This is a genomic window from Micromonospora sp. M51 (genome assembly GCF_018070305.1).
GTDB classification, from domain to species: domain Bacteria; phylum Actinomycetota; class Actinomycetes; order Mycobacteriales; family Micromonosporaceae; genus Micromonospora; species Micromonospora parva.
The window spans coordinates 1-12,804 of the sequence record NZ_JAGPXZ010000088.1 but is presented as its reverse complement, the minus strand read 5'-3'; the positions used below and the strand labels follow the sequence as shown (position 1 = coordinate 12,804).

12 protein-coding genes and 1 pseudogene are annotated in these 12,804 nt (G+C 69.9%); 4 read left to right on the top strand and 9 right to left on the bottom strand.

Annotated elements, in window-relative coordinates:
• Both KBX53_RS07610 and KBX53_RS07605 read left to right on the top strand, forming a co-directional pair.
• Positions 1–2,292: hypothetical protein (locus tag KBX53_RS07610; protein WP_210858258.1), on the top strand; the 2,292-nt coding region annotated here is incomplete at its 5' end.
• Between the two features lie 199 nt (positions 2,293–2,491).
• Positions 2,492–3,397 carry a ferritin-like domain-containing protein gene (locus KBX53_RS07605; RefSeq protein WP_210858257.1) on the top strand — a complete coding sequence of 302 codons (906 nt, stop codon included), beginning with the start codon at positions 2,492–2,494 and terminating at the stop codon, positions 3,395–3,397.
• A gap of 112 nt (positions 3,398–3,509) precedes the next feature.
• Here the strand turns inward: KBX53_RS07605 and KBX53_RS37115 are convergent, their stop codons facing one another.
• The gene (locus KBX53_RS37115) at positions 3,510–3,743 is read right to left on the bottom strand and encodes a hypothetical protein (RefSeq protein ID WP_309140725.1); all 234 of its coding nucleotides are present in this window, start codon (positions 3,741–3,743) and stop codon (positions 3,510–3,512) included.
• Positions 3,659–4,066, bottom strand: a complete 408-nt coding sequence (locus KBX53_RS07600) for a hypothetical protein (RefSeq protein WP_210858256.1) — start codon at positions 4,064–4,066, stop codon at positions 3,659–3,661. Before KBX53_RS07600 ends, KBX53_RS37115 begins: the two co-directional genes overlap by 85 nt.
• On the opposite strand from KBX53_RS07600, the pseudogene KBX53_RS36225 reads away from it, so the two are divergent.
• Positions 3,992–4,732 (top strand): annotated as a pseudogene (locus KBX53_RS36225) (caspase family protein); the annotation flags it as partial. The gene KBX53_RS07600 and the pseudogene KBX53_RS36225 sit on opposite strands and share 75 nt — an antisense overlap.
• Before the next feature lie 308 nt (positions 4,733–5,040).
• Here KBX53_RS36225 and KBX53_RS07595 read toward each other — a convergent pair.
• The 6 genes from KBX53_RS07595 to KBX53_RS07570 all read right to left on the bottom strand — a co-directional run bounded on the left by KBX53_RS07595 (position 5,041) and on the right by KBX53_RS07570 (position 10,651).
• Positions 5,041–7,167, bottom strand: coding sequence for a radical SAM protein (locus KBX53_RS07595; RefSeq protein WP_210858255.1), 2,127 nt, complete (start codon positions 7,165–7,167; stop codon positions 5,041–5,043).
• A gap of 10 nt (positions 7,168–7,177) precedes the next feature.
• On the bottom strand, positions 7,178–8,575 hold the full coding sequence (locus tag KBX53_RS07590) for a TfuA-like protein (RefSeq protein ID WP_210858254.1): 1,398 nt from the start codon (positions 8,573–8,575) through the stop codon (positions 7,178–7,180).
• Complete coding sequence (locus KBX53_RS07585; protein WP_210858253.1) at positions 8,568–8,747, bottom strand: hypothetical protein; 180 nt, start codon at positions 8,745–8,747, stop codon at positions 8,568–8,570. Before KBX53_RS07585 ends, KBX53_RS07590 begins: the two co-directional genes overlap by 8 nt.
• Positions 8,744–9,739, bottom strand: coding sequence for a YcaO-like family protein (locus KBX53_RS07580; RefSeq protein WP_210858252.1), 996 nt, complete (start codon positions 9,737–9,739; stop codon positions 8,744–8,746). Before KBX53_RS07580 ends, KBX53_RS07585 begins: the two co-directional genes overlap by 4 nt.
• Positions 9,740–9,766: 27 nt before the next feature.
• Positions 9,767–10,141, bottom strand: a complete 375-nt coding sequence (locus KBX53_RS07575) for a class IIb bacteriocin, lactobin A/cerein 7B family (protein WP_030328340.1) — start codon at positions 10,139–10,141, stop codon at positions 9,767–9,769.
• Between the two features lie 147 nt (positions 10,142–10,288).
• Positions 10,289–10,651: a hypothetical protein gene (locus tag KBX53_RS07570; protein ID WP_156057267.1), complete on the bottom strand. Its 363-nt coding sequence runs from the start codon at positions 10,649–10,651 to the stop codon at positions 10,289–10,291.
• A gap of 323 nt (positions 10,652–10,974) precedes the next feature.
• On the opposite strand from KBX53_RS07570, the gene KBX53_RS07565 reads away from it, so the two are divergent.
• Positions 10,975–11,754 carry a MerR family transcriptional regulator gene (locus tag KBX53_RS07565; protein ID WP_210858251.1) on the top strand — a complete coding sequence of 260 codons (780 nt, stop codon included), beginning with the start codon at positions 10,975–10,977 and terminating at the stop codon, positions 11,752–11,754.
• Between the two features lie 8 nt (positions 11,755–11,762).
• Here the strand turns inward: KBX53_RS07565 and KBX53_RS07560 are convergent.
• Positions 11,763–12,804 (bottom strand): ATP-binding cassette domain-containing protein (locus KBX53_RS07560; RefSeq protein WP_210858250.1); only part of this gene is annotated, 1,042 nt, incomplete at its 5' end.

Sequence of the window (12,804 nt, the reverse complement as noted above, 5' to 3'; positions counted from 1 at the left end):
GTCGTGGCGCTCGTCCCCCGACCGGACAACGACTACAACCCCAAGGCGATCTCGATCGCCCAGCCGATCACGTACGGCGGGTCGTACCGGGACCGGCACATGGCCTTCGTGTACGACGCCGACCACCGCTTCGTCGGAGGAGACCGCTTCCACGACCTGGCGGGGGCGGCGCAGCCGGCGGAGATCGGTTGCCATGCCCGGGTGAAGGCCGGTCGGTCGGACGGCGAGTTGCAGCTGTCGGTGCCCGCACCCGAAGAGGCGCTCGCGCTCATCGACGACTTCCTGCGCCGTGGTGGGACCCCGGCGGGCCGGGGAGCGGACCGCGCTCTCGTCACGTCCGTGCTGGCCGCACAGGCAAGGGAGCACGTTCCGCCGGCACGGGTCGAGCAGGCCGTGCTGCTCGAAGCGCAAGCCGAGGGCCACGTACGCCAGTGGCGGGCCACACCCGCCGACGTCTCCCCCACACCGCTGCGCGTCCAGCAACGGTCCGTGTTCGGCAACCACCTGGTCCACGTCGTCAACCAGGCCGGAGGCCGCCTCGGGCAGGTCAAGGACGGGGTGCTGTTCCTCGACGACGAGCGCCACCGGCGGACGGCTCTGGACGCGCTCGAACGCGCGGGCATCGCGCAACACGACGCGGTTGTCGGGGACTGGTTTCCCGACGCGGTGCTGGTGCACCGGGGTGCGCGGTGGCTTCTCACACCGCGTGGCACCGGGCCTTCGATGGGGTGGTACGACCCCGGGACCGACGTTCTTCACGTCCACGCCGACGCGTACCGGGAGCCCGCCGAGATCCTCCTGCGGCGGCACGGCATCGTCCCCGTCGCCACTCGCTGGGCCGCACCCGATCCCCAGCAGTTTCTCCGTCACCTCGGTGTCACCGACCGGTACGCGACCGAGTCACGCCGGGCGTCGGACCTGGCCGAGCAGCAGGTGTGGCGGATGTGGGCCCGTCACCGGGACGTGTTTCCCAACGGGCTGGCCGAGCTGTCGCCCCTGCGGTGGACCGACGAGAAGCAGAACCGGATCTTCGCTGAGAACGACACCTACTGGCTCCACCACGACAGCTACTACCTGCGTGACCTGGAGTCCCTGTTCGGTCCGCACGACCACGGCGAGTACCAGCACGGTCAGCAGCCCGTTCCCTGTCGTCTCTGCGGCAGAGACGCACTGACCGCAACCCGGCGCGAGGAGCCGGGAGCCAGGCCGCTCGCGTACTGCTCCGGATGCGCCCGTAAGGCGGTGAAGGGGTTCCTGGTCGACCGCGGCGCCGACGAGTCGTGGGAACCACTGGCCCTCTGGTGCCTGCAGCAGCTCGCCGTGGAGCTGGGCGGCCCGCCCAGCCAGGCGCAGATCCCGCGGCTGGTGTCGACAGCGGAACCGACCGCCACGGATCGCGCCATGCTCGTCCGCATGCACGTTCCGCGGGCCCGGGTCCGCCGTGCGGATGCCGGAGCCGAGCAGCGCGCGCCGCTCATCTGGGCGGACTGGCTGAAGCGGGCGGGACTGCTCGGCGACGGGGTGCAGTTGGCGCGCGGCACCGTCACCGTCGCCTCGGACGGCCACCTGTGCCGGTCCCTCCTCGAACGGCACGTCGACGACTTCCTGACCGTGAACGGCATCGCCCACGAGGTCGAGCCCTACTGGCCCTATGATCCCGACCTCAACACCACGGGCCTGCGGGCCGACTGGCTGCTCGACGACGGCACCTACGTCGAGGCCTGGGGTCTCCCGGACGAGCCGGCCTACGCGAACAAGATGACGCGGAAGATCGAACTCGCGGCTCGCACGGGAATCCGCCTCGTCGGCGTGACCTCGGCGGACCTCGGCAACCTGCACAACGTCTTCGCGTCGTGGATCATCGGTGAGGCACGGCCGGTGCCGAGTGCCCTGTTCGGCGGAGCAAGCGATCCACGGCTCCAGCGCCCCAGGAAGCCCGGTTCACCGGCACCCCGCACCACCAACCCCGACGCGAACGCCGCAACACGTGCCGCACGACTTGAGCGCTGCCAGCGGGCGGTCGCCCTTCAGGAGTCGGGGATGAGCCGCGCCGCGATCGGTGAAGAGCTGGGAATGGGACCGGATGCGGTGAAGGCCCTGCTGCGGGACGGGAAGTTCTACGCGGCCCCCGACTCCGATCCCCCACGTCGTCAACTGGCCCTCGACGCCTACCAGGCCCGGAGCAGCGGCATGACCAAGGACCAGTTCCGGCAGGCGCGGGCTCTCGCGCCCCCGAAGGCGCACGAGTGCTGGAAGGACGCCGACGTTCTGTTCGAGCGCCACGCAGGCTGATGCGCGCGGACGTTGGCGGCCTGGTCCGGTGTGAGTGCAGTTTCATCGCGCGGAGCGTAGTCGATGCTGGATTCGCCTCGTACCGCCTTTCCACAATCAATTCCTGAGGTTCGTCGCGCAGCTAACGTGAGAGTCATCCATTTCCGCCAGGTTGGCTGAGACGGACAGCTAGCACCTGGATGCACCAAACGGAGGCAGCATGGACAAGTGGTTCATCTCTGAGGCGGTGTCACGCAGTGCAGAATCCGAAATTGATCGGCGAAGGCTAACGGCCTTGGTAGATCCTGGGGTGTGCGCAGCCGACCCGGCGGGTGGCGGCTCGCCGAGCGACGCGGCTATCCTCAACTTCGCGCTCAATCTCGAATATCTCGAAGCTGAGTTCTATCTCCGCGCGACGACAGGATCCGGGCTTCCCGACGAGATGACTACCGGCAACGGGGTGCGCGGCGAGGTGTCCGGCGGAGGTTCAGTCAACTTCAGCAGCAACTTCGTGCAGAGGTTCGCGAAGGAAATCGCCGCTGACGAGATGCAGCACGTGGCCTTTCTGCGGTCCGCGCTCGGCAACGCCGCCGTTGCTCGTCCCGCGATTTCGCTGGACGCGAGCTTCACCGCGGCGGCGACTGCCGCTGGTCTGATCAAGCAGGGCGAAAGCTTTGATCCGTACGCGAACGACCTCAACTTCCTCTTTGCGGCGTTCCTCTTCGAAGACGTCGGAGTGTCGGCGTTCAAAGGCTCCGCGTCACTGCTGTCGAACAAAACGTACCTGGATGCGGCAGCCGGCCTGCTGGCCACTGAGGCGTACCACGCGGGGATTGTCCGATCCGCGCTCTACAGCGCCGGACTCACCGACGAGACAGTATTCGACTCGGTACGAAAAATCTCTGACGCGCGCAACAGTCTTGATGGTCCGACGGATGACGACCAGGACGTCGGCACGGCGGCCGACCCGAATTTCATCCCCACCGATGAAAATGGGATGTGCTACGGCCGAGCGGCCCAGTCCGTCTTGAACATCGTGTACTTGAGCCCGACCTCGGTGACTTCGGGTGGCTTCTACCCGGCCGGCATGAACGGCGAAATCGCGGTGAGCGCCGGAGCGGCCTGAGAGCCGCGTACACCCCGGGCCTGGCCCGCTTCCTCACCTACCGGGCACAGGGCGTCATCGTCGGCGACAGCTTCGGTGCCGCCTCGAAAGCCGCCACGGTTGTCAGGAAGCCTCAGATCGTGCCGGCCGCCACGACGATGTCGCCAACCTCGGTCGCTGGTGAGATCCCCGAGGTCCGGACCGACACGTGCCAGGCTCCTCCCGGCAGCATGGGGGCGGCGTGGTAACCGTCACCGGCCAGCCGAAGTGCCGTCGGCGGGCTCAGTGGCCGGCCGTGCGGGTCTTCGATGTGCAGCCGCAACGGCAGGTCTTCGACATCGGCGGTGACGTGGATGGGGCAGGGCAAGCCCGCCGCACCACTTCGGGGAGGGTCAGGCTCAGCTCCGGCTCGGGGCCGAGCGCGGCGCCGAGGTCTATCCCGTTGACGGCATCGACGAGGTGGTCCAGCACGCGGGGGTCGCTCTGCAACCCGGAGTGCCGCACCGGCCAGTACGTCGCCTTGTCAGTCGAGTCGTGCCCGGCCGGGAGGCAGGAGAACGGGGCGACGGTGCCGTCTCCGGCAAACGCCGACACGTCGAGGTCGGGGAGGTCCGGGTGGTAGGCGACGCCGGTCGCGTCGAGGGCGAGGCTCAGGTCCGTCGACCGCCGGCGCCCTCCGAAGTGAGTCATTGTCGGCCCACCGCTCGCCGCGACGGGGAACGGCTGCATCGCCTCGGTCGTCATCGACGAGTTCGATCATGTGGCTCCGCTGCGGATCCTGCCCCCGCCGTCGCGGCGACGGTTGCCGAGTTCGGCAGATTCGGTCTGACCGTCGACCCGTTCGACCTGGCCCGTGATGGTTCCGAGCCGGCGATCCGGCGAGCGTCGGGCGAGTGGACACCCAGTTCGGACGAGCTTGTGGTGCTGTACTGGGCGGGTCATGGCAGCACGCACGGCAACCATCTCTACCTCTGGTCGCGGGAGACGCCGACCCGTCCGCGCGACGACAACGCAGTGGCCGGCCGGACGCTGGGACAGTTGCTCGCCGCGAAGAAGGTGAAGCAGATCCTCCTGCTCATCGACGCGTGCAGCGCGGCCGGTGGAGTGCAGGACATCGCCGCGGCGTTCCGTGCGGAACTCCAGCGGTACACCTTCGCGGACCCGCGCAGCAAGCCCAGCCTCGCGGTGATCGGATCAGCCGATCACGACCAGCCGGCCAGAGAGGCGGCATTCACGACCGCGCTCGCCGGAGTGCTCCGCGACGACACCTGGTGGACTGAGAACGACCGCTATGTCTACACGATGGACATCGTCGACGCGGTCACGGCCCGGTTCGATGAGTTGGGCCTGAGCCAGGCACCGCAGCACGACATGGTGGGATCAGTGCGGTTGCCGAATCCGCACTACAACGCGGTGTCCCTGAACGGCAGCGTGCCAACGAAACAGTGGCGGCGGAGAGCGCTGTCGAGCCGCGCCGCCCAGCACTTCGTCCTCAAGTACCGGGGAATCGACCTGCCCGCCGACGTCGGCTGGCACTTCGCCGGCCGACGCGATCCCCTGCTGGCGATCGTCGGCTGGCTACGGACCAGGCAGAACGGGATGCTCGTGGTGACGGGCTCGCCCGGCTCGGGCAAGTCTGCCCTCCTCGGCGCCGGGAGGTCGGCTCACCGCGCCGGCTCGGCGGGGAGCCGGTGCCGGCGGATCAGCCGCTGCCCGATGAAGGTCCGCCAGACCCGGTCCGCGACGGTCGGTTCGACGACCCAGAGCCGACGCTGCGCCTCGGCGAGGGTGAGCGGCGCGCTGAAGAGGTCCAGGAACAGCCGGCTGCTGCGGTTGAGTGCGAACACCTGACCGTCGACCCGGCGGAACAGGTGCCGGTCCGCCGGGAGGTCGCCCGGGGTGCCGTCCTGCTCGTCGGAGCGGATTCGCCGGTACGCCTCCCAGACCTGCTCATCGTCGCGCTCCACGAAGGAGCCGTTGGCGAGGAACTCGGTCTGGTCGTCGGTGTCGTGCCGGACCCGGTCGTTGGCGAGAACGCCGCGTACCGCGGTGCCGTACCGGTCGTGGTAGAAGAACGTGTGCGGGGTGTCGGTGCTGCCCAGCCACGGACGGTGGTAGTGCCCCGGGTTCAGGCCCGCTTTGGCCTGGGCGACCTCGGCCTGCGCCGCCTCGGTCACCGGCTCGTCGTACTTGAGCATCCGGACGATGTCGGAGCCTTCCACCGGCCGCACGTTGGTGATGCCGAACCGTTCGGGTTCCTTGGCGACGATGGCGCCCGGCGTGAGCATGAAGTCGCCGAGCCCGCCGAGGGTCCACAGGTCCGGGTTGTCGCGCAGGAAGGTGACGCTGTCCAGCGCCTCCTCGCGGGTCTCGGTGGGGAAACCCGTGAAGCCCATCATCTGCACACCGATGTTGGCCTTTGTCATCGCGGTCATGGTGCGGCGTACCTGTTCGGGTTTCGTGCCCTTGTCGATCAGGTCGAGGATGCGTTGGTTGCCGGATTCGAAGCCGACCGAGATGGCCACGCAGCCGCTACGCCGCAGCAGTTCGCAGCGCTCGTCGGACCAGTACTTCTCCAGCCGGATCTCGGCACCCCAGCGGAAGTCCAGCCCTCGCTCGACGACCTGCTCGGCGAAGCGCAGGATGGTCGCCGGGGCGAGCACGTCGACGGAGAAGTAGATGAACTTGGCGAACTTCGACAGCTCGGTGACGTCCGCGATCATGGTGCCCACCGTGTCCTGCCGCCAGGGGCTGGTGGGACCGTCGGTGTTCAGCCCGTAGTCGCAGAACGTGCACTTGTTCCAGTAGCAGCCCCGGGTCGGCGAGTAGTAGACGAACTTCTCCGGGCTGAGGTAGAGGTCCCAGGGCAGGCCGGAGAAGTCCGGTACGGGCACCTGCGCCAGGCGCTCGTAGCGCAGCGGCAGTTGACGCTGGCGGCCGTACTTGGGGTGCAGCCGGACGTTGGGGTGCCCGGCCGGCAGGGTGCCGGCCGCCACCGCGTCCAGGATCTCCGTGTACGCGCTCTCCCCCTCGCCGACCACTATCGCGTCGAAGTCGGCGAGCACCTGGAAGACGTACTCGGGTTTGCTGGCGCACTTCCAGACGTCGGAGATCTCCGTGCCACCCGCGATGAGGAAGACGTCCGGGCAGGCCTGCCGGACGAGTCGGGCGATCCACAGCGCGAACGGCAGCTGCCACTGGTAGGTGGCGCTGATGCCGATCACCTGGTGCCCGCCCGCCGCCAGCCGTGGGATCAGCACGTCCTCGTAGTACGGCAGGAAGGGCCGGTTGAGCCGCGCGAGCAGCGCCTCGTCGGTCAGCGCGGCCACCGAACCGATCGAGATCATCGGCGGTGGGTGGAGCCGGAAGCCGGCGTGGAACTGTCCGGGAAACCCGACTGTGCCGAGCGCGTCCATCCAGGAGATCACGCCCTCGACGGCGTCCTGGTAGTGCCGGTAGTCGTAGAACAGGGTCGGATCCTGCAGCACGCCGATCGACCGACGCAGCCGCTCCGGATCCGGGTCGGGCAGGCCGAGCTGGTTGGCCCGGGCCATCAGCGCGTCCGGGCCGCTGAGGTCGTCGATCGAGAGCCGGGACAGCTCCCGCCGCAGCCAGTCGTACGCCGACGGGGTGTACGAGTGGTGGAACGCCTCGATGTTGGCGTCGATGATCTCCGCCGGCCGGTGCCCCTGCGCCCGGGCGTACGAGTCGAGGTAGTTCAGGGAGTGGTATCCCGAGGTGGGATCGGTCAGCGGGGGGTAGATCAGTGCCGCCTTCACCGTGCCGCTCATCGACGCCTCCTCAGCCGACCCGGGCCGCTGGACCGGCCAGGGTGCCCTCCTGCGCCCGCGTGCCCACGGTGGGCAGTCGCGGGGAACCGAACGCCTTGACGTACGCGACCAACGGTTCGGCGGCGTACCGGAACGCCGCGAGGTCGACGAAGCCCCGGTCCCACGCCGCCGCTTCCAGCTCGTCGACGGCACTGCCCCACAGCCGGGCGAAGCACGCGTCGCCGATCTCGGTGCGGAAGTGCAGCCGACCACCCGGGCGGCGACGCCCCGTGGTCTGCGGGACGAGCGTCTCGTTCAGCGACGCCGCGGTTGCCGCGACCTGCCGCGCCGCGGTGAGCAACGCGGGGGTACGCAGCGGCGCCGCGACCATCCACAGCGCCAGGCTGCGGTACGGCGTGGTGCCGAACGCGCGCACCAGCACCCGCAGCACCGCCTCGCGGTCGTCGAGATCCCGTTCCCGGTCGGTCAACCAGTCCCACCCGCTCGCCGGGGCACCGGTCAGCCCGCGTCGGCGGGCCACCTCGCTGGCGCGTTCCTCGACCGCCGGGTCGGTGATGTCGACCTCGGCCAGCCCGGCCAGCACTCCCCGCCGGTGCCAGGTCGGCGACTCGGGATGCAGCAGCATCAGTACCGCGGCGGCCTCCCGGTCGCTGGTCCAGTGACCGCCGACCGATTCGCCGGCGAACCGGGAGCGCCAGCTGTCGAGAAAGCGGGTGTGCAGGTTGTCGATCGGTTGGTCGCCGGGGTGCGCCGGGCACAACTCGGGGGCGTTGTCCGCCGCCATCGACAGCAGCAGCCGCGCGTCGGCGCCCTTGGTGTCGCTGGGGTCCTGCCGGTGCCATGTGAGGAACCGGTCCACCACGTCTTTCGCCTCGGGTGGCGCGCTGCGTTCCAGCGCTCGGTACGACCGTCGGCGGAAGGGCAGGTCCCGGCCGATGTTCAGCAGCAGCACCGCCTCGGTGTCGCTGAGCACGCCGGCCGCGACGGCGCGGCGCAGCGCGACCCGGATGTTCACCAGCGGAACGCTCAGGGCGCGGTGGCCGTCCTCGGCGGAGCCGTGTACCACGGCCACCTCGTCGTCGCCCGTGACGACCCCGTCGCGGTAGAGCTGGAAGACCTCGCCCACGCCACGCATGCCGAACGGCCACAGCTCGGCGGCGCGCAGTGCGCCCCTGCTGGCCGCGCCGGCCACTGTCACGCCACGGTCGAGCAGGTCGAGGATCTCCCGGTGGCGGACCGGCGGGTGTTGCAGGAAGAACCCGTCGAAGACGAGGACCCGGTCGCCGGGGGCGACGTCCAGGCGGAGCAGGTCGCCGTGCGCGACGGGGGGCAGCACCACCGCGTCGGGCAGCAGCCGACCGACCTCGTCGGCGGGCAGGCTGGGGCCGATGAAGACGACGTCAGTCACGGGGCACCCCCGGTCGGGTACTCAGCGCCCGCTCGTCGAACATCCGCAGGCCGGGGGCGAACACCTTGCTCACCGCGATGCCGATGTCGTCGTGGGTCAGGTCGACGCTGAACGGCTCGACGCCGGTGACCCGCTGCACCCGGGACGCCAGCTCGCGCAGCACCTGGGTCACGTCCCCGACCGGTGGTGGATTCCGGCGGACCGGCCGGACTGGCCGGTCGACGGTGGGCGGCGGCACCGGCGGGGGGGCGGCCCGACATCGTGGTACGCGGTGGCGTCGCTGTCGTCGCGGGCTCCGGAGACCATGACGAGGCGCGACTGTGCCGCCTCCGCCATGGCTCGACCGAGGGCGATCTCCGGGTCCACGTGGCAGCCGAAGCCGCCGAAGGTGACCGGCAGGTCCTCCGACCAGATCGAGGCGGCGTAGCAGGGCACGTCGACGGCGTTGGTGATGTCGCAGACCTCCACCCAGCAACCGGCGCGTACCAGCGCGTCGTGCACCGTGCGGGTCATCGCGTTGGTGGCGGTGCCCGGGTCGGCGTAGGTGCGCTCGGCCAGCGGCGCGGTGCAGTACGGGGCGATGCAGTCGCGTTCGACGACCTCCAGCAGGGCGTGCAGGCTGGCCTCCGCGAAGGTGTTCCCGGTGGCCAGCCCGTTGCTGCTGGGGGTGAACAGGGCGCGGTCCCAGCCACGCCGGATGGTGAAGTCCAGTTCGATGGTGGCGCGCGGCACCAGGCAGTGCGCACCGGTCACCAGCCCACGGCCTTCCACCCAGTCGAGTTCGACGGCAGGGGTCAGTGGTGACCGTTCCGCCAGGTGCAGCCACCGGACGTCGTAGGGCAGGTCGAGCGCCTCGGCCGGGGACCGGACGACGGCCCCCGGCCGGAGGTTCTCGGCATGCCAGGACTCGATGCTCTCCATGACCGCGCTGACCCGGGCCTGCATCGCCGTGGCGCCGGTGCCGACGCTCACCGCCATGGTGGCTCCCACCGGCCGGTAGGCGACGTGCACCGGTAGGCCGATCTCGTCGAGCCGGGTGATGTCGGCGACCCGGGTGATCCGGAACCGGTCGAGCAGGTGTCCGACCCGCTCCCAGGTCTGCTCCACGGTGGCCGTCCGGTAGGTGCCGGATCGGAAGGCGATGGTCTCGGTCGTGTCAGTCATCGAGGCTCCCGGCGGGGGGTGGGGAACTCAGAGGATGAGGACGGCGATGATGTTGACGTTGTTGTCGGCGATGGGGGCCACGCCGCCGGCGACCGTCTCCAGCTCGGCCTCGGTGAGCTCGTTGAGGTCGACCAGCGGCACCTCGGGCACGTGCAGGATGTGCAGGCCGGGCGTGCCGGCCCAGTCGGCGACGATCTGGTCCTTGGTGTAGAGCGTGGCGGGCTGGGCGCGGTCGACCTCGACCCGGGCGCCGGGGGTGACCGGCAGGCCGGCCGCGGTCGCGTAGCCGGTCGGGTCGGCGAGCAGGCGCTGCAGTTCCTCGTCGCTGCGCCACACTGCGGTGACCAGTTCCGAGTATTTGGTCACGAACCTCGCGCCATATTCCTGTTCGTCGTTGCTCATCGTTCGGTCCTTTCCTCGGGTGGCTGCAAGACGGGGTGTGATCGTCGTGGCGAGAACGCTACGAAGATCGAGCTTCGACAATCAATGTTTCTCGGCTGTCTGCCATCAGAATCTGCCGTGACGGAGAATGGGCGGCAGACTTCGGTGTCAGGTGCAGCAGCACGGGCAGCAGCAGGCGCAGCTGGGGTCCAGGCCGGCGACGACGCTGTCCAGTTCGTCCTCGGCCAATTCCGCCTGAGCCACCGGCAGCAGCGACGGCACGAAGAGCACGAACGTGCCGGTGCTGCCGGCCTGTTGCCAGGACTCGACCTGCACCTCCAGGTCCGGATCGGCGTCGGTGATGTCCCGGACGACCCGGACCTGCACGTCCTCGGACAGTTGGAGCCCGTAGCCGGCGAGGAAGCCGCGCGGGTCGCGGTCGAGCGCCTGCTCCTTGGCCGGGTCGGCCCAGACGTCGGCGACCAGCCGGCTGTACGCGGCCACGAAGACCGCTCGATCGACAGGTGTCACACCCTGCTCCCTTCGATGGTCGGCCGCCGATGGCGGCGACAGGCAGCGCGGGAGGGTCCGGGCCGCCGGTTTCGCTTCATCGTGGGTCACCGGTGGATCCGGTCGGCTCAGCGAGCGGGAATTTCACCGAATGTGGCCGCGAAAAGGTCGCGCTGCGGCGAAAGCCGGGTAATTGGGAATCAGCGAGTTGCGGCGGATGGTGATCCTAATGATTGTCACCACTGTGGACAAGTAGTAATTCCTCGCCTTTCACCCGCCCGGTGCCCGCACTTACGCTGCGAGCGGCGGACCGCCCAGCGTGACAGCGGTTCGACGGGGTTGCCGTGTTCCGTCACCGAGTGCTGCCGGAGGCCACCGTGACCATCGACGAGGTGACGACGACGTCCGGCGCTCCGGTCGGGTACAGCGTGGAGGAGCTGGCCCGCAAGGTGGGGATGTCGCCGCGCAACATCCGAGCCCACCAGGCCCGGCGGCTGCTGCCCCCGCCGGTGCGCCGCGGTCGGGCCGCGCTCTACGACGACTCCCACGTCCGCCGGCTGGACGCGATCCTGGCCCTGCAACGACAGGGTTTCAACCTGGTGTCCATCGAGGCGATGCTCGGGGTCCGGGCCAGTGACGACGCGCCCGACGGGCTCACCGCGATGCTGCAACGGCTGACCGCCGACCGTCCCGCGTTGGCCCACGCGTTGACCCGGCACGGCGTGATCGGCCGGACCACCGACGGCACCGTCCGCACCATCCGGCCGCGTCCGCTGCGCGCCGCCCTGGACCTGCACCGGGTACGGGTGGGCACGGTACCGGCACTGCAGACCCTCAGCGAGGTGCTGGACAGCCTCCGACCGGTGGCCGACGAGCTGGTCGCCGCCGTCACCGCCCGGCTGCTGACCCTCGCTCCGGAGCTGGTACGCAGCGACGCCCGGTCGTCCTGGGCCGATCTCGACCGGGAGACCCTGTTGCTCACCCAGGGCGTGGTCAACGTGCTCACCGAGGCGTTCCGACTGGCGGTGGAGAACCAGTCGGAGGCACACATCGCCGAACTGCTGGAGAACCACCTCGACGCGGACGTGTGCCTGGAGGACAGCACCGTCATCGACAACGGCTGACCGGACCGTCAGCCGGTCGCGGGCTGACCGTCCGCCTGTCGGCTCTCCGGCACGGCGTCGGAGCGTTCCGGTTCGGTGAGCAGTTGCCGCCGCGCCAACCGGTGGAACAGCCCGTCACTGTCGCCCATCAACTCGTCGAAGGTGCCCCGCTGGACGATCCGCCCCGCTTCGAGGACCACTATGGTGTCCGCCGCGCGGACCGTCGACAACCGGTGGGCGATGACCACCCGGGTCGCGGCCAGCGCCGCGGTGCTGCGGCTGACCACCTCCTGGGTGCGGTTGTCGAGGGCGCTCGTCGCCTCGTCGAGGAAGATGATCCGGGGTAGCGGGGCCAGCGCGCGGGCGATCAGCACCCGCTGACGTTGCCCGACGGAGAGCGTCCCGCCGCCGAACGGCACCATCGTGCTCATCCCCATCGGCAGCGCCTCCAGGTCGTCGGCGAGGCCGGCCATCCGCGCCGCCTCCCAGACCTGGTCGAGTGGAAAACTGCCGGCGCCGCAGATGTTGTCGCGTACCGAACCGGCGAAGAGCTGACCGTCCTGCAGGACCACCCCGCACTGCCTGCGGACCGCGTGCACGTCGAGTTCGGAGAGGTCCTGCCCGTCGTAGAGCACGGCGCCCTGCTGCTGGCGTTCAAAACCGAGCAGTAACCGCAGCAGTGTGGACTTCCCGCAGCCACTCGGCCCGACGATGGCGACGAACTCGCCCGGGCGGATATGCAGGTCGATGTCGACGAGCACCGGCGGCTCGTCCGGCTGGTAGGCGAAGGTGAGCCGGCGCAGCGCGATCTCGCCGCGCAACTCGCCCGGGTCCACCCGGTCCGGCCGCGCCTCGGGGTCAGCGCGCAGGATCTCCCGCAGGCTGCCCAGCCGGGGCACCGCCGCGATCACCTCGACCCCGGCCGACACCAGCACCAGCAGCCCGCCCAGCAGCATCGCGAAGCCGACGTTGAGGATGAAGAAGTCGGCCGGCGCGACCCGGCCGGCGAGCGGCCCCATCAGCACGGCGAACAGGACCAGTTGACCGGCGACCGGCAGCACGGTGCCGAAG

What these genes read in the sequence shown, in the direction of transcription:
- KBX53_RS07605 (WP_210858257.1), top strand. Translation starts at nt 2,492, where the DNA reads ATGGACAAGTGGTTCATCTCTGAGGCGGTGTCACGCAGTGCAGAATCC.
- KBX53_RS07600 (WP_210858256.1), bottom strand. Translation starts at nt 4,066, where the DNA reads ATGACTCACTTCGGAGGGCGCCGGCGGTCGACGGACCTGAGCCTCGCC.
- KBX53_RS07595 (WP_210858255.1), bottom strand. Translation starts at nt 7,167, where the DNA reads ATGAGCGGCACGGTGAAGGCGGCACTGATCTACCCCCCGCTGACCGAT.
- KBX53_RS07580 (WP_210858252.1), bottom strand. Translation starts at nt 9,739, where the DNA reads ATGACTGACACGACCGAGACCATCGCCTTCCGATCCGGCACCTACCGG.
- KBX53_RS07575 (WP_030328340.1), bottom strand. Translation starts at nt 10,141, where the DNA reads ATGAGCAACGACGAACAGGAATATGGCGCGAGGTTCGTGACCAAATAC.